The 23976-nt window shown below is 68.1% G+C and carries 23 protein-coding genes and 1 pseudogene; 10 read left to right on the forward strand and 14 right to left on the reverse strand.

Annotated features, from left to right (window positions below; genetic code table 11):
• Positions 1 to 3: 3 nt before the first annotated feature.
• From DDE23_RS08885 to DDE23_RS08900, 4 genes are all read right to left on the reverse strand, one after another.
• On the reverse strand, positions 4 to 1545 hold the full coding sequence (locus DDE23_RS08885; protein WP_107751601.1) for an AMP-binding protein: 1542 nt from the start codon (positions 1543 to 1545) through the stop codon (positions 4 to 6).
• A gap of 33 nt (positions 1546 to 1578) precedes the next feature.
• Complete coding sequence (locus DDE23_RS08890; protein WP_107751602.1) at positions 1579 to 2880, reverse strand: acyl-CoA dehydrogenase family protein; 1302 nt, start codon at positions 2878 to 2880, stop codon at positions 1579 to 1581.
• Between the two features lie 81 nt (positions 2881 to 2961).
• A complete protein-coding gene (locus tag DDE23_RS08895) occupies positions 2962 to 3702 on the reverse strand; it encodes an SDR family NAD(P)-dependent oxidoreductase (protein WP_107751603.1) in 741 nt (246 codons plus the stop codon).
• A gap of 10 nt (positions 3703 to 3712) precedes the next feature.
• On the reverse strand, positions 3713 to 4765 hold the full coding sequence (locus DDE23_RS08900; protein WP_238149937.1) for a phosphotransferase family protein: 1053 nt from the start codon (positions 4763 to 4765) through the stop codon (positions 3713 to 3715).
• A 125-nt stretch (positions 4766 to 4890) separates the two neighbouring features.
• Between DDE23_RS08900 and DDE23_RS08905 the strand changes: the two genes are divergently transcribed.
• On the forward strand, positions 4891 to 5877 hold the full coding sequence (locus DDE23_RS08905) for an NADPH:quinone oxidoreductase family protein (RefSeq protein ID WP_107751604.1): 987 nt from the start codon (positions 4891 to 4893) through the stop codon (positions 5875 to 5877).
• A gap of 67 nt (positions 5878 to 5944) precedes the next feature.
• On the opposite strand, the gene DDE23_RS08910 is transcribed toward DDE23_RS08905, so the two are convergent.
• From DDE23_RS08910 to DDE23_RS08925, 4 genes are all read right to left on the reverse strand, one after another.
• On the reverse strand, positions 5945 to 7288 hold the full coding sequence (locus DDE23_RS08910) for a TRAP transporter large permease (protein ID WP_107751605.1): 1344 nt from the start codon (positions 7286 to 7288) through the stop codon (positions 5945 to 5947).
• Positions 7289 to 7314: 26 nt separating this feature from the next.
• Entirely contained in the window at positions 7315 to 7827 is a 513-nt protein-coding gene (locus DDE23_RS08915; protein WP_157957992.1) for a TRAP transporter small permease, read from the reverse strand.
• An 82-nt stretch (positions 7828 to 7909) separates the two neighbouring features.
• Positions 7910 to 8983 (reverse strand): C4-dicarboxylate TRAP transporter substrate-binding protein, encoded by a 1074-nt coding sequence (locus DDE23_RS08920; RefSeq protein ID WP_157957993.1) that lies wholly within the window; start codon positions 8981 to 8983, stop codon positions 7910 to 7912.
• A 136-nt stretch (positions 8984 to 9119) separates the two neighbouring features.
• Positions 9120 to 10121 carry an NADPH:quinone oxidoreductase family protein gene (locus DDE23_RS08925; protein ID WP_107751608.1) on the reverse strand — a complete coding sequence of 334 codons (1002 nt, stop codon included), beginning with the start codon at positions 10119 to 10121 and terminating at the stop codon, positions 9120 to 9122.
• 99 nt (positions 10122 to 10220) lie between these two features.
• On the opposite strand from DDE23_RS08925, the gene DDE23_RS08930 reads away from it, so the two are divergent.
• Positions 10221 to 11006 (forward strand): SDR family NAD(P)-dependent oxidoreductase, encoded by a 786-nt coding sequence (locus DDE23_RS08930; RefSeq protein ID WP_107751609.1) that lies wholly within the window; start codon positions 10221 to 10223, stop codon positions 11004 to 11006.
• A gap of 17 nt (positions 11007 to 11023) precedes the next feature.
• Here the strand turns inward: DDE23_RS08930 and DDE23_RS08935 are convergent, their stop codons facing one another.
• Both DDE23_RS08935 and DDE23_RS08940 read right to left on the reverse strand, forming a co-directional pair.
• Entirely contained in the window at positions 11024 to 12181 is a 1158-nt protein-coding gene (locus DDE23_RS08935) for an acyl-CoA dehydrogenase family protein (RefSeq protein ID WP_107751610.1), read from the reverse strand.
• Position 12182: 1 nt separating this feature from the next.
• A complete protein-coding gene (locus DDE23_RS08940) occupies positions 12183 to 13187 on the reverse strand; it encodes a CaiB/BaiF CoA transferase family protein (RefSeq protein ID WP_107751611.1) in 1005 nt (334 codons plus the stop codon).
• 97 nt (positions 13188 to 13284) lie between these two features.
• Here DDE23_RS08940 and DDE23_RS08945 point away from each other — a divergent pair, with 97 nt between their 5' ends.
• From DDE23_RS08945 to DDE23_RS08975, 7 genes are all read left to right on the forward strand, one after another.
• A complete protein-coding gene (locus DDE23_RS08945; protein WP_107751612.1) occupies positions 13285 to 14220 on the forward strand; it encodes an NAD(P)H-dependent flavin oxidoreductase in 936 nt (311 codons plus the stop codon).
• Between the two features lie 174 nt (positions 14221 to 14394).
• Complete coding sequence (locus DDE23_RS08950) at positions 14395 to 15618, forward strand: acyl-CoA dehydrogenase family protein (protein WP_107751613.1); 1224 nt, start codon at positions 14395 to 14397, stop codon at positions 15616 to 15618.
• Positions 15615 to 16727, forward strand: coding sequence for an acyl-CoA dehydrogenase family protein (locus DDE23_RS08955; RefSeq protein WP_107751614.1), 1113 nt, complete (start codon positions 15615 to 15617; stop codon positions 16725 to 16727). Before DDE23_RS08950 ends, DDE23_RS08955 begins: the two co-directional genes overlap by 4 nt.
• Positions 16724 to 17875, forward strand: a complete 1152-nt coding sequence (locus DDE23_RS08960; protein ID WP_107751615.1) for a thiolase domain-containing protein — start codon at positions 16724 to 16726, stop codon at positions 17873 to 17875. The genes DDE23_RS08955 and DDE23_RS08960 overlap by 4 nt, the downstream gene beginning before the upstream one ends.
• Before the next feature lies 1 nt (position 17876).
• Positions 17877 to 18269: a Zn-ribbon domain-containing OB-fold protein gene (locus DDE23_RS08965; protein ID WP_107751616.1), complete on the forward strand. Its 393-nt coding sequence runs from the start codon at positions 17877 to 17879 to the stop codon at positions 18267 to 18269.
• 10 nt (positions 18270 to 18279) lie between these two features.
• Entirely contained in the window at positions 18280 to 19050 is a 771-nt protein-coding gene (locus tag DDE23_RS08970; RefSeq protein ID WP_107751617.1) for an SDR family NAD(P)-dependent oxidoreductase, read from the forward strand.
• A 24-nt stretch (positions 19051 to 19074) separates the two neighbouring features.
• A complete protein-coding gene (locus DDE23_RS08975) occupies positions 19075 to 19857 on the forward strand; it encodes an enoyl-CoA hydratase-related protein (protein WP_107751618.1) in 783 nt (260 codons plus the stop codon).
• An 88-nt stretch (positions 19858 to 19945) separates the two neighbouring features.
• Here the strand turns inward: DDE23_RS08975 and DDE23_RS08980 are convergent.
• Both DDE23_RS08980 and DDE23_RS08985 read right to left on the reverse strand, forming a co-directional pair.
• Positions 19946 to 20374: pseudogene (locus tag DDE23_RS08980) on the reverse strand (electron transfer flavoprotein subunit alpha/FixB family protein); the annotation flags it as partial.
• Positions 20375 to 20522: 148 nt separating this feature from the next.
• The gene (locus tag DDE23_RS08985; RefSeq protein WP_107752285.1) at positions 20523 to 21398 is read right to left on the reverse strand and encodes a 3-hydroxybutyryl-CoA dehydrogenase; all 876 of its coding nucleotides are present in this window, start codon (positions 21396 to 21398) and stop codon (positions 20523 to 20525) included.
• Between the two features lie 144 nt (positions 21399 to 21542).
• Here DDE23_RS08985 and DDE23_RS08990 point away from each other — a divergent pair, with 144 nt between their 5' ends.
• On the forward strand, positions 21543 to 22202 hold the full coding sequence (locus DDE23_RS08990; RefSeq protein WP_107752284.1) for a DUF6473 family protein: 660 nt from the start codon (positions 21543 to 21545) through the stop codon (positions 22200 to 22202).
• A gap of 84 nt (positions 22203 to 22286) precedes the next feature.
• Here the strand turns inward: DDE23_RS08990 and DDE23_RS08995 are convergent, their stop codons facing one another.
• Together DDE23_RS08995 and DDE23_RS09000 are read right to left on the reverse strand one after the other, a co-directional pair.
• Complete coding sequence (locus tag DDE23_RS08995) at positions 22287 to 23213, reverse strand: electron transfer flavoprotein subunit alpha/FixB family protein (protein ID WP_116548237.1); 927 nt, start codon at positions 23211 to 23213, stop codon at positions 22287 to 22289.
• Positions 23213 to 23974 (reverse strand): electron transfer flavoprotein subunit beta/FixA family protein, encoded by a 762-nt coding sequence (locus DDE23_RS09000; RefSeq protein ID WP_107755229.1) that lies wholly within the window; start codon positions 23972 to 23974, stop codon positions 23213 to 23215. Before DDE23_RS09000 ends, DDE23_RS08995 begins: the two co-directional genes overlap by 1 nt.
• Positions 23975 to 23976 lie beyond the last annotated feature (2 nt).

Genomic DNA, 23976 nt, shown 5'->3' on the forward strand with positions numbered 1-23976 from the left:
CCGTCAGATCCGGCGGCCGGCGGCTTCCCAGTAGGGCGCGCGCAGATGGAATTTCTTGACCTTGCCCGAATCCTCGCGCGGGAGGGTGTCTTCAAAGACGATCCGGCGCGGCACCTTGTAGCCCGCGAGCCTGTCCCGCATCCGCGCCTGTATCGCCTTTGCGTCGCGCGCCACGCCTTCCTGCAGGAGGATATGCGCGCAGATCGACTCGCCGTATTCCTCATCCGGGATGCCGAAGACCGCGCAATCGGCGACCTCGTCCATGGCGTGCAGGACGGCTTCGATCTCGGCCGGATAGATGTTCACCCCGCCCGAGATAATCATGTCCTTGTTGCGGTCGCAGATGAAGAGATAGCCGTCCTCATCGACGTAGCCCGCGTCGCCCGGCACGATCAGGCCGTTCATGAAGCAGGCGGCCGATTCCTCCTCGCGGTTGCGATAGACGAAATCGGTGATTCCCGGCGCGCGGCCGAGGATCGTGCCGATGGTGTTGGGCGGAACCTCGTTGCCCGCCGCGTCGACGATCTGCAGCCCGGCGCCCGGCAGCTTGCGGCCGACCGTGCCGGGGCGTTCCAGCCATTCCGGCGAGGAGCAGAGCGTGATGTTGCCCATCTCGGTCGAGCCGTAGAATTCGCTGATGATCGGCCCCAGCCAGTCGATCATCCCCCGCTTCACATCGGGCGGACAGGGCGCCGCCGCGTGCGAGATATAGCGCAGCGACGACAGGTCATAGGCGGCGCGGACCTGTTTCGGCAGCTTCAGCAGGCGCGAGAACATGATCGGCACCATGTTCAGATGGGTGATGCGCTCCTTCTCGATCAGCGCCAGCAATTCCTCGGCGTCGAAGCGGGGGACGACGACGATATCCGCGCCGCGCCCGTAGCAGAAATTGGCGTGGACCGTCGGCGCTGCGTGGTAATGCGGCCCGATGATCGCCGTGCGGACCAGCGCGCCATCGCTGCCGGTCAGGCCATAGCAGGCGATCAGCGCATTGCGCGAGGCCAGCGCCTGTTCCGCCGTCCGGGGAATGCGCACCACGCCCTTGGGGTGCCCGGTGGTCCCCGAGGTGTAGATCACGCTGCTGGGCATCGGCGCGTTGTCCCTGAAGGTCGGTGTGCAGGCATCGCGCCAGGCGGTGTATTCGACCGCGCCCTCGGGCAGATCGGCGGTCGAGGGCGGCAGGGCAAAGGCCTCGCGCACCGCGGCGGGCGTCGACAGGATCACGACCTTGACCCCTGCGGGGAAGGCCGCAGGCCCCGCGACCTGATAGAGATCCGAATGCGCCACCACGACCTTCGCGCCGCAATCTTCCAGCACATAGCGGGTTTCCTGGGGCGCGTTGTGCCAGTTCAGCGGCACCGCCAGGATGCCGGTGATCGCCGCCGCCTGCTCGACCTCCAGAAAGGTCAGGTCGTTGCGCAGCAGCAGCGCGACGCAATCCCCCTCGCGCAGGCCTTCCTGCACAAGCGCGCTTGCCACCCGTCCGACCTGTTGCCTGAACGCGTCCCGCGACAGGGTTTCGCCGCCCGCCATCTTCAATGTCATCGGTAATCTCCCGTATCGAGCCGCAGCGCCCGCTCAGCCATGCGCCGCCTCAAGGGCCAGCCCCTCGAGGAGGTCGCGGAATTTCTCGTCGGCGGCGGCCTGCCGGCTGGGCAGGCTGTAGTCCGGGAACAGATCCGGGCTGGGCGTGTAATCCCGCAGGGTCTGACGGGCGACGGTGACCTTGTGGAGCTCGGTCGGTCCGTCGGCCAGCCCCATGACATAGGAATTGGCGATCATGCCCAGAAACGGCAGCTCGTCCGAGATGCCATAGGCGCCGTGCAGGTGCAGCGCGCGGGCCACCACGTCATGCAGAAGCTTCGGCATCTGCACCTTGATCGCGGCGATGTCGCGGCGGACCTTCAGGTAATCGTTGTAATGGTCGATCCGCCAGGCGGTGCGCATCAGCAGCAGGCGGAATTGTTCGATCTCGATCCAGCTGTCGGCGATCTTTTCCTGCACCATCTGCTTGTCGGCCAGCCGCCCGCCCTGCGCCTGCCGCGAGATGACCCGCTCGCAGACCATGTCGAAGGCCTTCTGCGCCTCGCCCAGCGTGCGCATCGCATGATGCACGCGCCCGCCGCCCAGACGGGTCTGCGCCACGGCGAAACCCTGTCCCGGCGCGCCCAGCATCGACGCCCGGGGCACCCGGACATCGGTGTAGCGGAAATAGGAATGCGAGGGCGTGCGGTGCCCGGCGATGGAGGACACGCGCAGGGTCTCGATCCCGGGCGTGTCGGCGGGGACCAGCAGCATGGACAGCCGGTTGACCGGCTTCGCCTCGGGGTCGGTCACGGCCATCACGATATGGAAGGCGGCGAAGGGGCCGCTGGAGATGAACCATTTCTCGCCGTTGATGACCCAATCATCGCCATCGGCCACGGCCATGGTGCGGAATTGGGTCGGGTCCGACCCGCCCTGCGGCTCGGTCATCGAGAAGGCCGAGACGATCTCATTGGCCAGAAGCGGCTTCAGGAACCGTTCCTTCTGTTCGGGGGTGCCGAAGCGGGCGAGGATCTCGGCGTTGCCGCTGTCGGGGGCCTGCGCGCCGAAGACCACCGGGGCAAAGCGGGCGCGGCCGAGGATCTCGTTCAGCAGCGCCAGCTTGACCTGGCCATAGCCTTCGCCGCCGAGTTCAGGCTCCAGATGGCAGGCCCAGAGCTTCTGCCGACGGACCTCGGCCTGAAGCGGCCGCACCAGACGCTGGAACAGCGGGTTCGCCACGTCATAGGCGCTGTCCAGAACGTATTGCAGCGGCTCGACGTCCTCACGGACGAAGGTCGCGGCCCAATCGAGTTTTTGCTGAAAGTCCGGATCGGTCTGAAAGTCCCAGGTCATCGTCTGCTCCACCCGCCCTTTCCCAAGTCAGGGTCATGAGTATGGTACTACCATTTAATAATCAACCGCCAATTTACCGCCCTAGATCATCCCGCCATCGCAGCGCAGAAGCGCGCCGGTGGTGAAGCTGGAGGCGGGGCTGGCGAGGTAGAGCGCGGTCGAGACGATCTCTTCCGCCCGGCCCGGCCGCCCCAGGGCATTGCGCGCCCGGCTGCGCATCTCTTCGGTCCAGGCCTTGGAGATGTCGGTCAGGAACGGCCCCGGCAGGATCGCATTGACCCGGACCTTCGGCGCATATTCATGCGCCAGCGAGACGGTCATCGCGTTGAGCGCGGCCTTGGCGCCGGAATAGACGGTGGTGTTCCGCACCGGCAGCAGCGAGGCCGAGGAGGAGACATTGATGATGCTGCCCCCCTCGCCCTGCGCCATCCGGTGCGCAGCGAGCGATGCCAGGCGGTAGGGCCCCTTGAAGTTGACCGCCGTCACCTTGTCGAACAGCTCTTCCGACATCTCGTGCGAGGGGGTCGCGGGGCCCATGCCGGCATTGTTCACCAGAATGTCGATGCGCCCGAAGGTGTCACAGGTCGCGGCGACCAGCCGGTCCATATCGGCCCAGTGGCTGGCATTGACCGAGAGCGCGATGGCCCGGCGGCCCAGCCCGCGGACCTCCTGCGCCACTTCCTCGCAGGCGGCGATCTTGCGGCTGGCGACGACGATATCCGCCCCGCGCTCGGCAAAGGCCCGGACCATCTGCAACCCCAGCCCGCGCGAGCCGCCGGTGACGACGGCGACCTTGCCGGTCAGATCGAACAAGGAATCCACGTCGCCCCCCTCAGTCACGGATGCCCTCGCGCGTCAGATCCTGCGCGCGGGCGAGGTATCGGCAGGCGGCGGCATGCAGCCGGTCGCCGGTATCGCGTGGCGCCTGCCCGGCGCAGGCCCTTGCATGGGTGCCCTCCAGCAGGATGCCGAGCTTGTAGCAGCCGAAGACCGCGTACCATTCGACCGCTGACAGATCGCGGTCGGTCCCGACGGCGTAGCGCGCCACCAGAGCCGAGCGGCGCGGCAACCCGTCCCAACGGATCATCCCCCGTTCGGCCGGTCGCGAGGGTCCCTGATCCGGCCAGGTGGCCAGCAGCCAGCCGAGGTCGATCAGCGGGTCGCCGATGGTCGCCAGTTCCCAGTCAACAATCGCGGCCAGTCCGGGGCCGTCCGGGCGGAACATGACATTCGCCATGTGGTAATCGCCATGCATGATGCCGGGAAGGAAGCTGGCCGGGCGATGCGCCTCCAGCCAGTCGGCGACCTCGCGCACCGGACCCAGCGCCGCGGGGCCCGGCCAGCCGGGATACTCGTGATAGCCGTCCAGCTGGGCGGACCAGCGGGCGACCTGGCGGTCCAGAAACCCCTCGGGCCGGCCGAAATCCTCCAGCCCCGCCGCCCGGTAATCGACCGCGGCAAGCGAGAGGGCGCCGTCGACCATGGCCAGGCCCATGCCGTGACGGATCGCGGCGGAGCCAGCGTGCAGGGGGGGCAGCGTCTCGCTGGCGTTGAAGCCGTCGACCTCGGCCATCAGGTAGAACAGACGCCCGATGACGCCCTCGTCCTGGCACGCCGCGATCAGCGCCGCATGGGGCACGCAGGTACCGCCCAGCGCCTTCAGCAGGCGGATTTCACGTCCCACAATGCGGTTGGGGTCGATCCGGGCCGTGGCGGCGGGGGCGCGCAGGACATAGGCCCGGTCTGCCCGCCGGAACCGCAGCATCACGTTCTGGGTGCCGCCGGGGATCGGCCGGGCCTCGGCAATCGGTCCCTGCCCCAGACCGGCGCTGTCCATCCAGGCGGCCACGGCGCCGAGGTCGACACTGCCGTCTGTTGTCTGCACGTCCCATCCTCCCGGTCCGTCGCACGGGCCTCTGGGCCGTTGCGGTCCAACTGTTTTAATGGTACTTCCATTGAAATGTAAAGAGCGGATCGCACCCGCTCCCCTCGCCAACGACCGGAGAAGCCATGCGCGCCATTCACGTCACCGAGTTCCGGAACATCAACGACATCGCGCTGTCGGACCTGCCCGAACCCGCCATCGGCCCCGATCAGGCGCTGGTCCGGGTGCATGCCGCAGGCGTGGGCTTCGTCGACGGGCTGAAGGTGCAGGGCCTCTATCAGACCCGCGACCCGCTGCCCTTCATCCCCGGCAGCGAATTCGCCGGGGTGATCGAGCGGCTGGGCGACAACGTTCAGGGCTTCACGGTCGGCGAGCGGGTCATGGGGCTGGTCTGGAACGGCTCGATGGCCGAGAAGGCGGTGATCCCCGCCCGGTCGATGGAGCGGATCCCCGAGGGCGTCGATTTCTCCGCCGCCGCGGCCGCCAGCGCCAATTACGTCACCGTCACCTATGCGCTGACCGAACTGGGCAAGGTCCGGAAGGGCGAGACGGTGCTGGTGCTGGGAGCCTCGGGCGGGATCGGCTGCGCGGCGATCCAGCTTGCGGCGCTGCTGGGCGCGCGGGTCATCGGCGCCGCCTCCAGCGCCGAGAAATGCGCCTTCGCCCGCGAGGCCGGTGCGCAGGAGGTGGTGAATTACGGCGATCCCGACTGGCGCGAGCAGCTGAAGGCGCTGACCGGCAAGCGCGGGGTCGATGTGATCGTCGATCCCATCGGCGGCGAGATCGGGCTTCTGGCCTTCCGGCACATGGCCTGGGGCGGGCGGTTCCTGGTGGTCGGCTTCGCCTCGGGCCAGATCCCGGCGCTGCCCTTCAACCTGCCGCTGCTGAAAGGCGCCACGCTGATCGGCGTCGATGCGGCGCAGCTGCGGCTCCATGCGCCGGAACTGCGGGCGAAAGCGGTGGCGCAGGTCATGGCCTGGCTGCAATCGGGCGCGCTGCGGCCCATCGTCGGCGGCGAATATCCCCTCGCCCGCTTCAAGGAGGCGTTCAATGCCCTGGACGGGCGGGCGGCGCGGGGCAAGATCATCCTGCGGCTCGACGACCTGGGCTGAGACTGGCCCCCTGGCAAATGAAAACGGCCTCCGAGCGGATCGGAGGCCGTTTTGCTGTCTCGATCCCTCAGTTCCAGAGGGCGTTTGGCAGCCAGAGCGTGATGATCGGGAAGCTCATCAGCAGGAACAGCGTCACCAGATCGACCAGCAGGAAGCCCGCCACACCACGGAAGATGGTCTCCAGCTTCACCTCGGAGCCGACCACGCCCTTCAGGATGAAGACGTTCAGACCCAGCGGCGGGGTAATCATGCCGATCTCCAGCAGCTTGATGAGGATGATGCCGAACCAGATCAGGTCATAGCCCAGCCCGTCGATCACCGGAATCACCACCGGCAGGGTCAGCAGCATGATGCCCAGCGGCTCCATGAAACTGCCGAGGATGATGTAGAGAAGCGAGATCACCAGCAGCACGGCAAAGGGCGGGATGTCGAGGTGCAGGAAGAAATCCGACAGCACCGTCGTAACCCCGGTCAGGGTGATGAAACCGACGAAGATCTTGGCGCCGACCACGATGGCGAAGATGCTGCTGGTCTGCACCACCGTCTCGACCATCGAGTTGCGCAGGATGCCACGGGTCATCCGGCGGCCGAGGAACGAGATGGCATAGGCGCCGATCGCCCCGATCGCGGCCGATTCCGTCGCCGTGGTGATGCCGGAATAAAGCCCGCCCATCACCAGCACGAACAGCACCAGCACCGACCAGACACCCCTGAGCGAGCCGAAGCGCTCGCCCCAGCCGACCCGGCCGGGGCGCGGCGCCCATGTCGGCTGGATCGTGGCGCGGATGCCGATGTAGAGCATGAACATCCCCGCGCTGAGGAGCCCGGGCACGATCCCGGCCTGCAACAGCCGCCCCACCGATTGCTCGGTGAAGATGGCGTAGAGGATCATCAGGATCGAGGGCGGGATCAGCGCGCCCAGCGTGCCGCCCATCGCCACGACGCCGGTCGCCAGCCCCTTGTCGTATTTGTTGCGGATCATCTCGGGCACGGCGAGCTTGCCCATGGCCGCCGCGGTGGCAAGGCTCGACCCGCTGACCGCCGCGAACATGGCGCAGCCGACGACCGTGGCCATGGCCAGACCGCCGGGCAGCCCCGACATCCAGGCGCGGCCGGTGTTGTACATGTCCTTGGTGAAGCCTGAATAGAAGGCGACGAAGCCCATCAGCAGGAACAGCGGGATGGCGATCAGCGTGTAGCTGGCGACGGCCTCGTAGGGCTCGGTCGTCAGGTAGGTCCAGGCGATGTTGAAACCGCGGGTGAGGTTCATGGGTCGGTTGGCGGGCACACCGAACAGCAGGATCATCCCGCCGACCCCGACCAGCCCCAGCGACACGGCCAGAGGCACGCGCAGGGCGACGAGGGCAAGCATCACGACGATCCCGCCAATTCCGAGAAGCAGGGGGTCCATGGTCTGTCTGTTTCCTTATTGAAGCGTCAGACGCCTTCAGCCTTTTCCGGGGGTTCCTGCGCGGTGCTCTTGCCCATCAGCGCCAGGACCAGCTCCAGAAACAGCCGCAGGACGAACCCGATCACCCCGACCGCCATCACCGCATGCGCGGGCCAGGTCGGCAGGTCCAGCTCGCCCCGGGTCGATTCGCCGATGTGATAGGCTTTCAGCGTGGCGGCGACGGCGGTGGCCGCGATCAGCCCGAAGAAGATCAGGCTCAGAAACAGCCCGAACCCTTCCAGCTTGCGCAGCCCCCCGGGCGGCAACCAGTCGGAGAACAGCGTGACCGAGACGTGGTGCCGCAGCTTCTGCACATAGGCCAGCGGCAGGAAGACGATCAGCACCATCATCATCTGGCTGACGGTGACATTGTCCGGCACCGGCCGGTTGAAGAAATACCGGCCCAGGGCCGACAGGGTGGTCATCGTCATCAGGATGGTCAGGGTCAGGGCAGCCAGAGTCACCATGATCCGGTCATAGAGTTCGATCAGCCTGTTCAAGGCTCTATCCCCCGCATTGCGTTGGTCGCGCCGGGACCCGGGCGCCGGGCGCCCGAGTCCGTGAACGACATGTCCGGGCGGCTCACCGGGCCCACGGATAGCCTTCGGTGGCAACGATCTCGCGGTAGCGGTCGAGATTGGCCGCATAGATGTCCCAGATGGCCTGACCGTCGGCTCCGCCGCCGTTGGTCTCCTCTATGTATTCCGGGATCTGGAAGGCCGCGCGTTCGCGCCAGCGGGCCAGCTCTTCCTCGGGCAGGTCGTGGAACTGCACGCGGAAGCCGTCGACCCCCTCGGTGAGCTGGGCGCGGATGGCGTCGGTTTCCTCGATCAGCGCCTGGCCGTAATGGTCCATCAGCTCGATGCTCGCCTCCAGGATGATGGCGCGCAGCTCCTCCGGCATGCTGTCGAAGAGCTCCTTGTTGATGGTGATGCCGTAGGACGAGGTCTGGCCGGCATTGGCCATGGTGACATGCGGCACCACCTCGTAGAGCTTGTAGGCCATCATCGGGCTGAGGAAGCCCGCCATCGCGTCGACGATGCCGCGCTCGATGGCCTGATAGCTTTCATGCAGCGGCAGGGCGACCGGGATGGCACCCATGTTCTGCCCCCAGGTCAGCCAGGCGCCGGTCGAGCGGTAGCGCAGGCCCTGGAAATCCTCGACCGAGAGGACCGGCTCGCGGCTCAGGATCTGGATCGGACCGGGCGCGAAATTCATCAGGAACTGGATGCCGTTCTCCGTCGCCTGCTCGTGCACCGGATCGGCCTGGGTCAGCGTGTCGAAGGTCGCGCGCATGGCGACCCAGGGATCGTTCTCGATATAGGCGATGTTGGCGTAGAGCAGCCGCGGCAGATGGGCGCTGTATTCCGCCACCACGACGCCGATATCGGCCAGGCCCGAGCCCACCGCCTCGACCATCGCCGAGGGGCTGGCAAGGGCGCCGCCCCAGAAGAACTCGATCTCGACCTGCCCGTTCGAGCGGGTGTTGATGTCATCCGCCCATTGCTGCATCGCTTCGGCCCGGGCGCCGCGCGGCGGCCCGATCTCGGCGAAGCGCAGGTGATAGGTGGCCTGGGCGGCAAGGGTCGTCGGCACGAAGGCCGCCAGCAGCGCCGTGGCCATGACCTTGCGCCGCGTGAAATTCCAGATACTCATCGTTCCTCCCATTGGTTTATCGACCTTCGGCAGCGGGGCCAGAGGCTGTTCAGGGTCAGCGCGCATCCTCCCGGCGACCCTCCCTGGCAAAAAGCTATCTTGGTTCTACCATTGTATCAATCAATATTTGAGCCAACTACGGATCGGCGCGGAGGCGAACGACGATTTTGCCGGTCGCCGAGCGTTCCAGCAGGCTGGCGAAGCCCGAAGGCGCCTCGTCCAGCGTCACCACCCGCGAGACCATGGGCTTGATTCGCCCCTGCGACCACCAATCGACCAGTTGCTCGACCTGTCCTGACAGCGCGCCGGGTGTCCGGTCGATCCAGGCGCCCCAATAGACGCCCAGCGCATCCGCCGATTTCAGCAGCAGGAGATTGGCCGCCAGCGACGGGATGCCCGCCGCGAAGCCGATCGCCAGATACCGCCCGCCCCAGGCCAGCGCCCGCAGCGACAGTGCGCCATAGAGGTCGCCCACCGGGTCGAACACCACGTCGCAGCCGGGCTCGCAGGCCTGGGCGATGGCGCGGCCCAGCGCCTTCTGCGCCGCCGGATCCAGCGGCAACCTTGGATAGACCAGCGTCCGGTCCGCACCCCAGGCCGCGGCCTGGGCGACCTTCGCCGGCGTCGAGGCCGCCGCCACGACCTGCGCGCCCATCGCAGCGCCGATCTGCACCGCCGCCAGCCCGACCCCGCCCGAGGCGCCGAACACCAGAAGCCGTTCGCCCGGTGCCAGACGCCCCCTGTCGGCCAGCGCGTGCAGCGCGGTGCCATAGGTGACCAGCAGCGCCGCCGCCTCGTCGTAGGGCATGGACGGCGGGATGGCGAAGCACCTGTCCTCCTGCGCCACGGCGTATTCGGCCAGCGCCCCCCGTCCCACCGCCATCACCCGGTCCCCGGGCCTGAGCAGCGTCACCCCCTCGCCCACTGCCGCCACGCGGCCGGAAAACTCCATCGCCGGAACGAAGGGCCGTTCGCGACGCAGCTGATAGCGGTCGGCGATGACCAGCGCGTCGGGGTAGTTCAGCGCCGCGGCGTGGACGGCGACCAAGACCTCGCCGGGGCCGGGGCCGGGGATATCCAGCTCGGCCAGCTCCAGGGTTTCGGGGCCGCCCGGCACGCGGGACACGATGGCGCGCATGAAGTCTTCTCCGGTTCCTTGCGAGGGAAGGACAGGCACCGTTGACGCCTGGCCTTCATTGGTCCTACCTTAGCAATTATTCTACATAAGGCGAGACCCATGGGACGCTATTCTGCCGAAACCGATCCGAGCGCGCTGACCGGGGCCTCGGTGTTGATTACCGGCGCCGGAAGCGGCATCGGCGCCGCCGCCGCCAGGCTTTTCGCCCGCGCCGGGGCATCGGTCGCGGTGACGGACCGTGACGGAGACGCCGCCGAACAGGTCGCGGCCGAGATCCTGCACTCCGGTGGCACCGCGCGTGCCTGGATGCTGGATGTCGCCGACCGGACGGCAATCTGCCGCGTGGTCGAGGAGGTCGCCATGGCCTTCGGCGGGCTGGATTGCGTGGTGAACAACGCGGGCTACGGGCCCTGGGCACCCATCCTGTCCGAGGATTTCGAGGAAAAATGGGCCGCCGCCCTCGATGTGATGCTGAGCGCGGTGCCGCGCATGGTGCGGGCCGCCCTGCCCCATCTGCGCCGCTCGCCGCATCCGCGCATCGTCAACATCGCCTCGACCGAGGCCTTTCTGGCAACCGCCCAGCTCAGCCCCTATGCGGCGGCGAAAACCGGCCTCGTCGGCCTGACCCGCAGCCTGGCGGTCGAGCTGGGCAAGGAGGGGATCACCGTCAACGCCATCGCCCCCGGCCCGGTCGAGACCGCGCTGACCGCCCGGATCCCGGCCGAGGACCGCGAGACCTATGCCCGTCGCCGCACCGCCCTGCGCCGCTATGCCCGGCCCGAGGAAATCGCCCATGCGATCCTGTTCCTGTGCCAGCCGGGGGCCAGCTATGTCACCGGCGCGGTGCTGCCGGTCGACGGTGGGCTTCTGATCCGCAACGTCTGACCGGGCCGGGGTCCGGTTCAGGGGCTCAGCGGGTCCAGCGAGCGGGCGATCAGCTCGCGCATGATCTCGTTCGACCCGGCGAGGATCCGGTGGATGCGGACATTCTGATAGAGCCTGGCGATCGGGTATTCCGCCATATAGCCCGCGCCGCCATGCAATTGCAGACAGGCATCGACGATCTGCCCGCAGCTGTCGGTGGCGAAATACTTGAGCTTGGCGGCCTCGGCCGGGTCCAGATGGCCATCGAGCAGCCGCTGCGCGCATTGCGCGAAAAAGGCCTGGGCCAGCGACAGCTTGGTGGCGCAATCGGCCAGCACGAAGCGGGTGTTCTGCATCTTGATAAGCGGCTTGCCAAAGACCTTGCGATTGGCGGTGAAAGTCACCGTCTCCTCGATGGCGCGATCGGCACAGGCGATGGCGACCAGCCCGGCGATCACCCGCTCGCGCGCCAGTTCCGCCATCAGCTGGTAGAAGCCCTGCCCCTCGACCCCGCCCAGCAGCGCCGAGGCCGGCACCCGCATCCCCTCGAAGAACAGCTCGCAAGTGTCTTGCGAATGCAGGCCTATCTTGTGCAGCGGCTTGCCGCGCCTGAGGCCCGTCACCTTCTCCGCCTCGACCGCGAAGATCGAGATGCCGCGCGCCCCGGCCTCGGGGTCGGTCTTGGCCACGACGCAGATCAGTCCGGCCTGCGTGCCGTTCGAGATATAGGTCTTGCTGCCGGTGATGAGGTACTCATCGCCCGAGCGCACCGCCCGGGTGCGGATCGCCTGCACATCGGACCCGGCGTCGGGTTCGGTCATCGCCAGCGCGCCGATCAAATCGCCGCGCGCCATCCGCGGCAGCCAGGCGCGTTTCTGCTCTTCGCTGGCGAAGGCATGGATGTAATGGGCAACGATGCCGGAATGCACCGCATTCCCCAGACCCGGCGCCAGCGCCCGGGCCTGTTCGGAAAAGGCGATGGCTTCATGCAGGAAAGTACCGCCGCCGCCGCCGTATTCCTCGGGGATGCCGCAGCAGAGCATCCCCGCCTGCCCCGCCTTGAGCCAGGCCTCACGGTCGACGTGCTGCTGCGCCTCCCAGCGGGGTTCGTGGGGCAGCAGTTCACGCTCGCAGAAACGGCGAATCGTGTCCCGGAAATAGGCCATCTCCGGGGTCATCCAGGCGGGATCTTGCATCTCAGAATCCTTGCGGGGGCGTGAACAGCGGCGCCGGCAGCGGCATCCGCCCTTGATCGGTGGACCGGAAGAATTGCGCCATCTGCGGATGGTCCTTCGCCTCGCTCAGGGTCAGGACCGGGGTCACGCAGGCATCGACGCCGTCGAAGGCCGCGACCCATGCGTCCAGCGTCTTTTCGGCGATCCGCGCGGCGAGGCGCCGGGCCTGCGCCGGCCATTCCGCGCGCTCCATCTGGGCGTCCAGCATCTCGGGCAGGCCGAACACCGCCAGCGCGTTGCGCCAGAACTGCGGCTCGATGGACCCGACGGCGAGGTATCGGCCATCCGCCGTCTCGTAAGTCCGGTAGAAGGGCGCGCCACCGTCCAGCAGGTTCGCCTGCCGCGCAGGCTGCCAGCGCCCGCCATTGGCCATGCCGTGAAACAGCGTCGCAAGGTGGCTGGCGCCGTGGATCATCGTCGCGTCAACCACCGCGCCCTGCCCGCTGGCCCTGGCCGCAAGGAGGGCGCTCACCACGCCCAGCGCCAGATACATGCCGCCGCCGCCATAATCCGCCACCAGGTTGAGGGGCGGCGCGGGCGGGCGACCCGGCTCGCCCATCATCGACAAAAGCCCGGTGAGACCCAGGTAATTGAGGTCATGCCCGGCCAGATGCGCCATCGGCCCGGTCTGTCCCCAGCCGGTCATCCGGCCATAGACCAGCCGCGGGTTGATGGCATGGGCGGCGTCCGGGCCGAGGCCCAGCTGCTCCATCTTGCCGGGGCGGAACCCCTCGATCAGGATGTCGGCCCCGGCGATCAGGGCACGCGCAGCCTCGACACCGGCGGGGGATTTGAGGTCCAGCGCCACATCCTCGCGGTCGCGGTCGATGGGCGATTGGGCCGCCGATCCCGGGCGGGTGATGCGGCGCACGCGCGCGCCCAGATCGGCAAGGCACATCGCCGCAAAGGGCGCGGGCCCCAGGCCTTCGAACTCCAGAACGGTGACGCCAGTGAGCGGAGCGGACATGTTTCCTCCTGTTGTTGTATCAATGGTACTTCCATTGGATCATTTGAGGCAATAGGGTAAAGCCCTATTCTCGTCGCCCGAGCAGGAGCCGCCGCCGATGTCCCGACCCGATCCCCGCCGCCTGTTCCGCGATCTGCGCGTGCCGGTCGTCGCCGCGCCGATGTTCCTGGTCTCGGGGCCCGGGCTGGTGATCGCGCAATGCCGCGCCGGGGTGCTTGGCACGCTGCCAAGCCTCAACGCGCGCTCGACCGACGAATTCGCCGGGTGGTGCGACCGCATCGCCTCCAGCCTGCCCCCGGGCACGCCCTGGGGCGTCAACCTGATCGCCGCGCCGACCAACGCGCGCCTCGATGCCGATCTGGAGGTCTGCGTCGCCAAGAGGGTGCCGCTGGTCATCACCAGCTTCCACGCCCCACCCGAGATCGCGCAGAAGGTCATCGCCTATGGCGGCGTGCATCTGCATGACGTCGCCACGCTGCGCCACGCGCGAAAGGCGCTGGCCTCGGGGTGCAGCGGCGTGGTGCTGGTCGCGGCGGGCGCGGGTGGTCACGGCGGCACCCTGTCGGCGATGGCCTTCGCGGACGAGGTTCGCCGGATCCACGACGGGCCGATGCTGATCGGCGGCGGAATCGGCAGCGGCGCCGGTGTTCTGGCGGCGCGGGCCTGCGGGGCGGATGCCGCCTATGTCGGGACCCGGTTCATCGCCGCGGAGGAATCGCTGGCCTCGGACCAGTACCGGCAGATGCTGATCGCTGCGGGTTCGGCCGACATCACCTATACGCCGCTCTTTTCCGGCGTCGCCGCCAATTACCTAAGCCAGAGCATCATCGAGAGCGGGCTTGACCTTGCAACGATGCCGATCGGCCCCAAACGCCCGCCCGAGATGAAAAAGCCCGAAGGGGTGCGGACCTGGGTCGATGTGCTGGGCGCCGGCCAAGGTGCAGGCGCGGTCGAGCGCGTGGAGAGTACCGAGGCCATCGTCGCCACGCTGGCGGCGGAATACCAGGCGGCGCGGGCCCGGTTGATCGGCTGACCGGGGTCAAACCCGGCCCACCGTCTGCTGCCGGATTTTTTGCATTCGCCCGTTGACGGGTTGCGAATTTAGCAATACCCCTACATATGTAATGGTAGTACCATAAACCACGCAAGCCTGCCTGGAGACGAACATGCTGCGAAATCTTGGCGCCCGCCCAGGGGCCGTGCAACGATGAAGGATGGTCCGAAACCCGGTCAGGCCGATCACATCGACCTGCTGCTCGACGACGATCTGCGCGCTTTCCGGCGCGACGTGCGGGCCTTCCTTGGCGCCGCGGTTCCGCCCGAAACGCGCGAGCGCGTGGACAATGGCTATGCCGCCACCAAGCCCGAGATCGTCGCCTTCCTGAAGATCCTGGCGACACGGGGCTGGGTCGCCCCCGGCTGGAGCCGCGAGCATGGCGGGCCGGGCTGGACCCAGCTGCAGCGCTTCGTCTTCAACCTGGAACTCGCCCGCAGCGGCGCGCCCACCGTGCCGCCCTTCGGCACCTCGATGGTGGGCCCGGTCCTCTATACCTTCGGCAGCGCCGAGCAGAAGGCCCGCTACCTGCCCGGCATCCTGAGTGGCGAGGATTTCTGGTGCCAGGGCTTTTCCGAACCCGGCGCCGGGTCGGATCTGGCCAGCCTGCGCACAAGGGCCGAGGACAGAGGCGACCATTACCTGCTGAACGGGCAGAAGATCTGGACCTCGAAGGCGCAATACGCCGACCGCATTTTCCTGCTGGCCCGCACCGATGAGGGCGAGCGCAAGCAGCACGGCATCTCGTTCTTCGTCCTCGACATGGAAACGCCCGGGATCGAGGTGAAACCGATCATTTCGATCGACATGAACCATTCCCTGAACGAGGTCTTCTTCACCGATGTGAAGATCCCGCGGGACGGGCTGGTCGGCGAGCGCGGCAAGGGTTGGGATTACGCCAAGTTCCTCTTGGGCAACGAGCGGACCGGCATCACCAATGTCGGCCGCTGCCGCAACCAGATCGAGCGGCTGAAGCGGCTGGCGCGGGCCCGGGGGCTGGGTTCGGACGGGGCCTTCCTGACCGAGCTGGCGCGGGTCGAGGCCGATCTGACGGCGATGGAGATCACCGAGATCCGGCTTCTCTCGGCCGGTCCCGGTGCGCCCTCGGCACTGACCGGCCCCTCGATCCTGAAACTGCAAAGCGCGCAGATCCAGCAGACCTTGCAAGCCATGATCGTCACGGCGCTGGGGCCGATGGCGGCGGCGCGGGGGGGCGAATTCCTGTCCGCCTTCGAGGATCTGGACGGCCTGCCGCCCGGCTTCTTCGACGGGGCGGTCGGCGAATACCTCTTCGGCCGCGCCGCCTCGATCTATGGCGGGACCAACCAGATCCAGCGGGACATCCTGGCAAAGATGGCATTGGACGGACGGGCATGACCTTTCTCGAACACCTGAACCAAAGCGACGAAGCCCGGATGATCCGCGACACCGCCGCCCGCTGGGCCGGCGGGATCGCCGACGAGGCGGTGCGCGCGTCAAAGGGCTTCTCGGCGGATCGTTGGGCCGAAATGGCCGACATGGGCTGGCTGGGCATCCTGGCGGGCGAGGATCAGGGCGGCCTGGGCATGGGCGCGGCGGAAGCGGCGATCCTGGCCGGGGCGATGGGCGGCGCGAAGCTGCCCGAGCCCTTCATCGCCAGCGCATTGGTCGCGGCCGGGGCGCTGACCCGGCTGCCCGGCGCGGCGGCCGAGGTGCTTCTGGCCGACATTGCGGCGGGTCAGACCATCGCCGCCCCCGCGGGCTTCGGCCTGCCCTGCGACAGCGACGCCCCCTGCCCCACGGCGAGTGCCGACGGCGACGCGCTGGTGATTTCGGGCGAGGTTACGCTTTGCGAGGCAGGGCCGGCGACCGGCGTCTTCCTGCTGCGCACCGGCGGGGCCGAGACCGGCCTTGTCCGGCTCGACCGCGACGCGCCGGGGCTGGTCGTCACGCCCTACCGCGCCGTCGATGGCCGCCATCTGGCGCGGCTGGTGCTGGTGCAGGTCCGTGTCCCGGCCGAGGCGATCCTGGGCCGCGGCGCCGGGGCCGAGGCGGCGCTGGCCCATGCCGAGGCGCTGGCTGTCGCCGCGCTCTGCGCCGATGCGGTGGGCACCATGGACCGGGCGCTGGCCCTGACCGCCACCTATCTCAACGAACGCGAACAATTCGGCCGCAAGCTGGCCAGCTTCCAGTCCCTGCGCCACCTGACCGCCGACATGATGGTCGAAATCGAATTCGCCCGCAGCATGGCCGATCTCGCCGCCTTCGGCTGCGACGGGATCGAAGCGCCCGGCGAATTGCTCGACCGGGCCCGGGCGCGGGTCTGCCGCGCGGCGAAACTCGTGGGCGAGACATCCATCCAACTACACGGAGGCATGGGAATGACCGACGAAATGGCCATCGGCCATTATTTCCGCCGCCTGATTTTCCTTCAGGCGATGCTGGGACAGGAGGCGGGCGCTCTGCGCCGCCGCGCGCGGGCGCTGGCCGCCGAGGTGGCCGCGTGAGCGCCGCCTATATCGCCGGGGCCTATGAGCATCCGACCCGCAAGGCCGACGGCATTTCGGTCGCGCAACTGCACATGCAAAGCGCGGCGGGGGCGCTGGCCGATGCCGGGCTGAGCTTCGACGATGTCGACGGCTATTTCTGTGCCGGCGACGCGCCGGGCCTCGGCGCGATGTCGATGCTCGAATACATGAACCTCAACGTGCATCATGTGGACAGCACCGAAACCGGCGGCTCGTCCTATCTGATCCACGTCGCCCATGCCGCGCAGGCCATCGCCGCGGGCAAGTGCAACGTCGCGCTCATCACCCTCGCCGGACGGCCGCGCGCGGCGGGCCTGAAATCAGCCAAGATGCCGCCCAGCCCGACGCCCGACACCCCCTTCGAGGGGCTCTTCGCGCCCTCGGTGGTCGAGATGTACGGCATGGTCGCGGCGCGGCACATGTACGAATTCGGCACCACCTCGGAGCAACTCGCCTGGATCAAGGTCGCCGCCTCGCACCACGCCCAGCACAACGACCGCGCCATGCTGCGCAATCTGGTCACGGTCGAGGATGTGGTGACCTCGCCCCTCGTCGCGGCCCCCTTGCACCGGCTCGATTGCTGCGTGGTCAGCGATGGCGGCGGCGCGCTGGTCGTGACCAGCGAGGCGGTCGCCAAATCCCTGAACCGGCCGCTGGTCAAGGTCCGGGGCAGCGGCGAGGCGGTCAAGCACCCCTCGGCCGGGCGCGTGGATCTGACCACCTCGGCCGGCGCGATCTCGGGCCCCCGGGCCTTTGCCGAGGCGGGCGTGACCCCCGCCGACATCAAATACGCCTCGATCTACGACAGCTTCACCATCACCGTTCTGGTCGCGCTGGAAGACCTCGGCTTCTGCGCCAAGGGCAAGGGCGGCGCCTTCGTGGCCGATGGCAACCTGATCTCGGGCGTGGGGCGGCTGCCCTTCAACACCGATGGCGGCGGGCTGTGCAACAACCACCCCTCGAACCGGGGCGGCATGACCAAGGTGATCGAGGCCGTCCGCCAGTTGCGCGGCGAGGCGCATCCGGCGGTGCAGGTTCCGGGCTGCGACCTGGCGCTGGCGCATGGCACCGGCGGCTCGCTGGCCACGCGCCACGGCAGCGCCACGCTCATTCTGGAAAGGCTCTGACATGACCCTCGCTGACCTTGCCGCCGTGAATTTCGACGCGCTGCCCTTCTGGCAGGGGACCGAGGCCGGAGAGTTCCTGCTGGCCCGCTGCGAATCCTGTGGCGAAGCGCATCACTATCCCCGCGCCCTCTGCCCCTTCTGCCGGTCCGAGGCGATCCGCTTCTCCCCGGCCTCGGGCAAGGGCGCGATCTACAGCCTCGCCGTCACCCGCACCCCCGGGAAACCCCTGCGCGTCGTGGCCTATGTCACGCTCGCGGAGGGGCCGACGATCATGACCCAGATCGTGGACGCCGACGAGGCGGTCGCCATCGGCGACCCAGTCCGGGTGGATTTCCAGAAACATCCCGAGGGGTTGACCGCTGCGGTCTTCCGCCTCGCGCGCAATACCAACTGAGGAAACGACAGTGCAGAATCTCGGAACGCTTGAAGGCAAGGTCATCGTCGTCACCGGCGCGGGGCAAGGCATCGGCCGCGCCCTGTCGGGGCTGATCGCCGATCTGGGCGGCACGCCCGTGGCGGTCGATCTGAACGGCGCGGCGCTGGAGGCGCTGAAGGCCGATATCCCGCAGGCGCTGACCTTCACCGGCGACGTCTCGGACGTGGCCTTCGCCGCCGAAACCGTGGCGGCGGTCGGCGCCAAGGGGCTGCAGCTGACGGGGCTGGTGAACAACGCCGGCATCACCCGCCCGGCCATGATCAAGAAGATGGAGGAACGCCAATGGGATGACGTGATCCGCGTCCATCTCAAGGGCGCCTATGTCTGGACCCAGGCGGTGGGCCGGGCGATGCTGGAGCAGGCGGAATCGGGCAAGAACCGCAACATCGGCTCGATGGTGCATATCTCGTCGATCGCCGGGCGCGGCGGCTCGATTGGCCAGATCAATTATGCCGCCGCCAAGGCCGGGATCTTCGGCATCTCGATGACCGCCGCCAAGGAATGGGCCCGCTACGGCATCCGCTCGAACAGCGTCAGTTTCGGCGTGGTCGAAACCCCGATGACCGAAGTGATCCGCGGCGAGAAGTTCCGCGACGACATCCTGTCGCGCATCCCGATGGGCTATTGGGCCGAACCGCTGGAGGTCATCCGCCCCGTCGCCTTCCTGCTGTCCGATTCCGCCTCGTATATCACCGGGCAGAACCTGGGGATCGACGGCGGCATGAACATCAACCTCTGATCGTCGCACGGGGACCGGGAAGCCATGGATATCCTGCTGAGAGAAGACCGCGAGGGCGTCGCCATCCTGACGCTGAACCGACCCGAGGGGCTGAACGCGCTGTCGGGCAGCCTCGCCCGGGCGTTGCAGGCCGCGGTCGAGGATTGCATCGCCGGGGGCAATGTGCGCTGCATCCTGCTGACCGGCGCCGGGCGCGGCTTCTGCTCGGGCGCGGATCTCGGCGAGAAGCTGGAACCCGATCCGGGCAAGACCCTGCTCGAGACCTGGTATCACCCGATGGTGCTGGCGCTGCGGCATTGCCCGATCCCGATCGTCGCCGCTGTCAACGGCGTGGCGGCCGGGGCGGGGATGAGCCTGGCGCTGCTGGCCGACATCATCCTGTGTTCGGAAAACGCGAGCTTCCTGCAGGCCTTCGCCCGGATCGGCCTGGTGCCCGATTGCGGGTCCAGCTGGCTGGTGACACGGCGGATCGGCGAGTCCCGGGCGCGGGAACTGACCCTGCTGGCCGAGAAGCTGAGCGCCGAGAAGGCGCTGGCCTGGGGGTTGGTGAACCGCGTCTGCCCGGCCGAGACGCTGATGGACGAGGCCGTCGCGCTGGCCAGCCGGCTGGCCAACGGGCCGGTGAACGCGCTTGGCCGGATCCGCGCGCTGCATGAAAGCGCCGCCATGCTCGATTTCGAAAGCCAGCTGGCCGAGGAAGACCGCCTGCAACGCGAATGCGGCGCCGGGCCCGAGGTCCGCGAAGGACGGGCCGCCTTCCTGGAAAAGCGCCCGCCCAATTTCGGCGCCATCCCGCGCGGGCAATAGCCGACCCTTTCCTCAGGCAAACGGCCCGCCATCTCTGGCGGGCCGTTGTCTCGGCTGCGTAGGGTGCGTGCTTGCACGCACCACCCCCTCACAGTTTCGCGGTCAGTTCCGGGACGAGGGTGAACAGATCGCCGACCAGGCCGTAATCGGCGACCTGGAAGATCGGCGCCTCCTCGTCCTTGTTGATCGCCACGATCACCTTGGAATCCTTCATCCCGGCCAGGTGCTGGATCGCGCCCGAGATGCCCACCGCCACATAGAGCGCCGGGGCCACCACCTTGCCGGTCTGGCCGACCTGCCAGTCGTTCGGCGCATAGCCCGAATCCACCGCCGCGCGCGACGCGCCCACCGCCGCGCCCAGCTTGTCGGCCAGCGCCTCGATGATCTTGAAGTTCTCCTCGGAGCCCAGGCCGCGCCCGCCGGACACCACGATCCCGGCCGAGGTCAGCTCGGGCCGGTCCGACGCCGCCACCTTGTCCTCGACCCAGCTCGACAGGCCCGGATCGGCCGCCGCCGCAGGCTTTCAGCCAATTCACCCCCGAGGATATTTGCGGCGCAAAGAAGGGCCTTAACCCTTCCTTAACCTCGTATCTTCGTTCTGAAAATATCCCGGGGGGTGAGGCGCGCCTCGCGCGCCGAGGGGGGCTGGCCCCCCTCCTTTTGTCTCACCGCGTCGGGACAGGGACTTCGCCCCGGTAATCGTAGAAACCGCGCTGGGTCTTGCGGCCCAGCCAGCCGGCCTCGACATATTTGGTCAGCAGCGGGCAAGGGCGGTACTTGGTATCCGCCAGCCCGTCATGCAGCACGTTCATGATCGCGAGGCAGGTGTCGAGCCCGATGAAATCCGCCAGTTCCAGCGGGCCCATCGGGTGGTTGGCCCCCAGTTTCAGCGATTCGTCGATCGATTTGACCGAGCCCACGCCCTCGTAAAGCGTGTAGACCGCCTCGTTGATCATCGGCATCAGGATGCGGTTGACGATGAAGGCCGGGAAATCCTCGGCCGAGGCGGCGGTCTTGCCCAGCTTCTCGACCACCGCATGCATGGTCTTGTAGGTCGCGTCATCCGTGGCGATGCCGCGGATCAGCTCCACCAGTTGCATCACCGGCACCGGGTTCATGAAATGGAAACCCATGAAGCGTTCGGGCCGGTCGGTGCGGCTGGCCAGCCGGGTGATCGAGATGGACGAGGTGTTCGAGGTCAGGATCGTATGCGGTTTCAGATGCGGCAGCAGATCCTCGAAGATCGCCTGCTTGACCATCTCGCGCTCGGTCGCGGCCTCGATCACCAGATCGGTCGGGCCGACATCGGCCAGCCGGGTCGTGGTGCGGATCCGGGCGAGGGCGGCGGCCTTGACCTCCGGCTCGATCTTGCCGCGCTGCACCTGGCGTTCGAGGTTCTTGTCGATCAGCGCCAGCGCCCGGCTCAGCGCGTCCTCCGAGATGTCGTTGAGCACCACATCGAAGCCGGCCATGGCGAAGACATGGGCGATCCCGTTGCCCATCTGCCCCGCGCCGACGATCCCCACGCTCTGAATGTCCATGACCTGTCCCCGGTTGATTGCGGCGACCTTATGCATCCGGCGCCGGGGGGCGCAAGTCTTACCCCGCGGCGAAACCGGGCGGGGTTAGGGGATTGTAAGCATTCGGGGATAGAATTCCTGGCGGGCGATGAAAGGGGACGGGCCATGCAACACTTTCCGCAACCGCTGGACCGCGGGCGCGCGGGCGTGCCGCCTCTGGGGCAGAGCCCGGCCTGCGCCGCGCTGCGCCACCGGGCGCTGATGCTGATCGGGCCGCGGGGGCCGGACCGGATGGCGGGGCCGCTGGGGACGCGGGTGCTGGACCGGCTGCTGGTGCCCGCCGCGCAGGTCGAAGGCGTGGACCTGCATCTGGCTGACCCGGCGCTGGCGGGGCGGGCGCGCTGGGCGGTCGCCTTCGCGCTGGTGCTGCCGCCGCTGGGCAATCTGTCCAATGTTTTCTACCGCGTGCATCCGCGCCGCAACGACCGGTTTCTGGCCGCGCGGGCGCCGCTCAAGGCCCTGTTTCCGGAGGTGGATTTCGCGGCCTTCGCCTTCACCGGCCATGCGCTGGGCAGTCTCGCTGCCGTCTGTCCCGAGCGTTTCACGCTGGTGCGCCGGGGGCTGGTCGAAGCCTGGGTGCCGCGGATGCGGCTGCTGGTGGAGGTTCTGCCGCCGCGGGGGGTGCTGATCGACTTGCCCGCGCCCGACTGGCTGCGCCGTCCGGTGACGGCGCGGGAAGGGCTGCGCCAGATCGCCCTTGATCCCGAAGATCGTGCGGAGGGCCTGGCACGGCTGCGCGCGGCACTGCTGCAGGGGGCGCTGTGAGGGGCGGCAAGGGCAAACGGCCCGCCATCTCTGGCGGGCCGCTGTCTCGGCTGCGTAGGGTGCGTGCTTGCACGCACCACCCCCTCACAGTTTCGCGGTCAGTTCCGGGACGAGGGTGAACAGGTCACCGACCAGACCGTAATCGGCGACCTGGAAGATCGGCGCCTCCTCGTCCTTGTTGATCGCCACGATCACCTTGGAATCCTTCATCCCCGCCAGATGCTGGATCGCGCCCGAGATGCCCACCGCCACGTAGAGCGCCGGGGCCACCACCTTGCCGGTCTGGCCGACCTGCCAGTCGTTCGGCGCATAGCCCGAATCCACCGCCGCGCGCGACGCGCCCACCGCCGCGCCCAGCTTGTCGGCCAGCGCCTCGATGATCTTGAAGTTCTCCTCGGAACCCACGCCGCGCCCGCCGGACACCACGATCCCGGCCGAGGTCAGCTCGGGCCGGTCCGACGCCGCCACCTTGTCCTCGATCCAGCTCGACAGGCCCGGATCGGCCGCCGCCGCGACGCTCTCGACCGGGGCCGCCGCCTGCTCGCCCGCCGCCTCGAAGGTCGAGGTGCGGATCGTCGCGACGATCACGCTGTCGGCGGATTTCACCGTCTGGATCGCGTTGCCGGCATAGATCGGCCGCTCGAAGGTCTGCGCGTCGACCACGCCCGAGACATCCGACAGCACCATCACGTCCAGAAGCGCGGCGACGCGCGGCAGCACGTTCTTGGCGTCCGTGGTCGCCGGCGCGAAGATGTGGCTGTACGCGCCCGCCAGCGACACGATCAGCGCCGCGGTCGGTTCGGCCAGACGGTGGCCCAGCGAGGCATCCTCGGCGACCAGCACCTTGGACACACCGGCAATCGTCGCGGCTTCGGCGCCCGCAGCGGCGGCCGAGGCCCCGGCGCAGAGCACGACGACCTCGCCGATTTTCCTGGCGGCCGTCACGGCCTTGGCGGTGGCGTCGCGGTTCAGCGCGCCATCGGTCACTTCACCCAGCAGCAGAACGGCCATCAGATCACCCCCGCTTCGTCTTTCAGTTTCGCGATCAGCTCGTCGACCGAGCCCAGTTTCACCCCGGCCTTGCGCGCCGCCGGTTCCGAGGTCTTCACCACGCTCAGCCGCGGCGTGACATCGACGCCGTAATCGGCGGCGGTCTTCTCCTCGAGCGGCTTCTTCTTGGCTTTCATGATGTTGGGCAGCGAGGCATAGCGCGGCTCGTTCAGACGCAGGTCCACCGTGACGATGGCGGGCATCGCCACCTCGATGGTCTGCAGACCGCCGTCCACCTCGCGGGTGATCTTCGCCTTGTCGCCGCTGATCTCCAGCTCGGACGCGAACGTGCCCTGCGACCAGCCCAGAAGCGCCGAGAGCATCTGCCCCGTCGCATTCATGTCGTTGTCGATGGCCTGCTTGCCGGCCAGCACCAGGCCCGGGGCCTCGTCCCTGACCACGGCGGCGAGCAGCTTCGCCACCGCCAGAGGCTCGATGTCAGTGTGCACGTCATCGGCGGCCACGATCAGGATCGCCCGGTCCGCCCCCATCGCCAGCGCCGTGCGCAGCGTCTCCTGCGCCTGCTTCACGCCGATCGACACCGCCACGACCTCGGTCGCGACGCCTTTCTCCTTCAGCCGGATCGCCTCTTCAACCGCGATCTCGTCGAAGGGGTTCATCGACATCTTCACGTTCGCAAGGTCAACACCAGACCCGTCCGCCTTCACGCGAACCTTCACGTTGTAGTCGATAACCCGCTTCACGGGCACCAGGATTTTCATGG

The sequence above is a fragment of the Pararhodobacter aggregans genome, assembly GCF_003075525.1.
Taxonomy (GTDB): domain Bacteria; phylum Pseudomonadota; class Alphaproteobacteria; order Rhodobacterales; family Rhodobacteraceae; genus Pararhodobacter; species Pararhodobacter aggregans.

Coding starts and splice junctions, on each gene's coding strand:
- DDE23_RS08940 (WP_107751611.1), bottom strand. CDS start 13,187: ATGTCCGCTCCGCTCACTGGCGTCACCGTTCTGGAGTTCGAAGGCCTG.
- DDE23_RS08885 (WP_107751601.1), bottom strand. CDS start 1,545: ATGACATTGAAGATGGCGGGCGGCGAAACCCTGTCGCGGGACGCGTTC.
- DDE23_RS08975 (WP_107751618.1), top strand. CDS start 19,075: ATGGATATCCTGCTGAGAGAAGACCGCGAGGGCGTCGCCATCCTGACG.
- DDE23_RS08945 (WP_107751612.1), top strand. CDS start 13,285: ATGTCCCGACCCGATCCCCGCCGCCTGTTCCGCGATCTGCGCGTGCCG.
- DDE23_RS08990 (WP_107752284.1), top strand. CDS start 21,543: ATGCAACACTTTCCGCAACCGCTGGACCGCGGGCGCGCGGGCGTGCCG.
- DDE23_RS08925 (WP_107751608.1), bottom strand. CDS start 10,121: ATGCGCGCCATCGTGTCCCGCGTGCCGGGCGGCCCCGAAACCCTGGAG.
- DDE23_RS08905 (WP_107751604.1), top strand. CDS start 4,891: ATGCGCGCCATTCACGTCACCGAGTTCCGGAACATCAACGACATCGCG.
- DDE23_RS08890 (WP_107751602.1), bottom strand. CDS start 2,880: ATGACCTGGGACTTTCAGACCGATCCGGACTTTCAGCAAAAACTCGAT.
- DDE23_RS08935 (WP_107751610.1), bottom strand. CDS start 12,181: ATGCAAGATCCCGCCTGGATGACCCCGGAGATGGCCTATTTCCGGGAC.
- DDE23_RS08965 (WP_107751616.1), top strand. CDS start 17,877: ATGACCCTCGCTGACCTTGCCGCCGTGAATTTCGACGCGCTGCCCTTC.
- DDE23_RS08985 (WP_107752285.1), bottom strand. CDS start 21,398: ATGGACATTCAGAGCGTGGGGATCGTCGGCGCGGGGCAGATGGGCAAC.
- DDE23_RS08995 (WP_116548237.1), bottom strand. CDS start 23,213: ATGGCCGTTCTGCTGCTGGGTGAAGTGACCGATGGCGCGCTGAACCGC.
- DDE23_RS09000 (WP_107755229.1), bottom strand. CDS start 23,974: ATGAAAATCCTGGTGCCCGTGAAGCGGGTTATCGACTACAACGTGAAG.
- DDE23_RS08930 (WP_107751609.1), top strand. CDS start 10,221: ATGGGACGCTATTCTGCCGAAACCGATCCGAGCGCGCTGACCGGGGCC.
- DDE23_RS08920 (WP_157957993.1), bottom strand. CDS start 8,983: ATGAGTATCTGGAATTTCACGCGGCGCAAGGTCATGGCCACGGCGCTG.
- DDE23_RS08910 (WP_107751605.1), bottom strand. CDS start 7,288: ATGGACCCCCTGCTTCTCGGAATTGGCGGGATCGTCGTGATGCTTGCC.
- DDE23_RS08950 (WP_107751613.1), top strand. CDS start 14,395: ATGAAGGATGGTCCGAAACCCGGTCAGGCCGATCACATCGACCTGCTG.
- DDE23_RS08955 (WP_107751614.1), top strand. CDS start 15,615: ATGACCTTTCTCGAACACCTGAACCAAAGCGACGAAGCCCGGATGATC.